3 protein-coding genes are annotated in these 1,457 nt (G+C 65.7%); all 3 read right to left on the reverse strand.

The window, feature by feature from the left end:
- A partial coding sequence (locus tag AC1DUU_RS31885) for an ATP-binding cassette domain-containing protein (protein ID WP_476787293.1) occupies positions 1–253 on the reverse strand: 253 nt, incomplete at its 3' end.
- Complete coding sequence (locus AC1DUU_RS31890) at positions 250–1,128, reverse strand: ABC transporter permease (RefSeq protein WP_476787294.1); 879 nt, start codon at positions 1,126–1,128, stop codon at positions 250–252. The genes AC1DUU_RS31890 and AC1DUU_RS31885, both read right to left, overlap by 4 nt.
- On the reverse strand, positions 1,125–1,457 hold a 333-nt coding region (locus AC1DUU_RS31895), incomplete at its 5' end, for an ABC transporter permease (protein WP_476787295.1). The genes AC1DUU_RS31890 and AC1DUU_RS31895, both read right to left, overlap by 4 nt.

Here is a 1,457-nt window from a genome sequence, read left to right on the forward strand (position 1 = left end):
TTGCGTGGGCCGGCTTGGTCAACAGGTCTTCGCCGCAAAACAGGATTTCGCCGGCAGTGATTGCGCTCGGGACCAGGCGCAGCAGCGACAGCGACATGACGCTCTTGCCCGAGCCGGACTCGCCGACAATCGCCAGGGTTTCGCCGGCACGGACGGTGAAGTCGATGTCGTCGACGGCCGCCACCGTGCCGCCCGAGGTGTGGAAGCCGACCCGCAAGCCGCGGACCTCGATCAGGGGTACGTTGGGGGTCATCGCTGCAGCTTCGGGTCGGTGAGGTCGCGAAACGCATCCCCCAGCAGGTTACAGGACAGCACGATCATGAAGATCAGCAGGCTAGCTGCGGTCGAGACATGCGGTGCCAGGAAGATGAAACTGCGCCCTTCAGCGGCGATGCTGCCGAGTTCCGCCGTCGGCGGTTGCAGCCCAAGGCCGAGGAAGCCAAGTGACGCGGCGAGAAGGATCGTCTCGCCGAATTGCAACGAGCAGTAGACGACGATAGGGGCGGCGCAGTTGCGCAACAGATAGCGCCGGATCAGGGCGCCGTCGGACAGGCCGATGACGCGGCCGGCATCCATGTATTCCGCCTGCATCACCGAGGCGGCAGTGGCGCGAGCGACACGGGCGATGGGCGGCGCAGCAGACAGGCCGAGCGCAATGACCAGGCTGTCCATGCCGACGCCCAGCATTGCCGCCAGGGCCAGGCCAAACAGGATCGACGGAAACGACAAAAGGATGTCGACCAGCCGCATCAGCGGACCCTCGAGCCGGCGGTAGAAGGCGGCGGCTAACCCGATGCTGGTGCCGACCAGGCTACCGACGACGATGCTGGCAAATCCGAGTGCCAACGTTGTCCGGGCGCCGTAGAGCAAGCGGGTCAGCAGATCCCGCCCCTGGGTGTCGGTGCCTAGCAGATGTTCGCCGCCGGGTGGGCGGAGCCGCATCCTGAGATTGGTGTCGTAGGGATCGAACGGCGACAGCACGGGCGCAAGAATGGCCGCAACGACAATCACGACCAGGAAGATCAGGGCGATGAGGGCCAGAGGATCGCGGGCGAGGCGCCGGAGCAGGTGCGGTCGCGAAGTACCCGCGAGATTTGCCGTTTGGGGGGCGGTGACGTCTGTGCTCATCGGACCTTGCTCCGGATGCGGGGATCGAGCAGGCCGTAGAGTGCATCGACGACGAAATTGACCACGATGAAGCCGCAGGCGAGCACCATGATGCAGCCTTGGGCCATCGGAAAATCGCTGGAGACGATGGAGCCGACCGCCAGCCGGCCGATGCCTGGCCAGCCGAATATGGTTTCGGCAATGACTGCGCCGCCGAGCAGCGAGCCGATCTGCAGGCCGATCAGCGTCACCACAGGTATCAGCGCCGTGCGCAACGCATGCCTTGTGACGACGCGGAACTCCGACGCGCCCTTGGCGCGGGCCGTGCGGATGAAGTCGGCGCCCAACAC

It is taken from the genome of Aminobacter sp. P4_H6_2 (genome assembly GCF_056400805.1).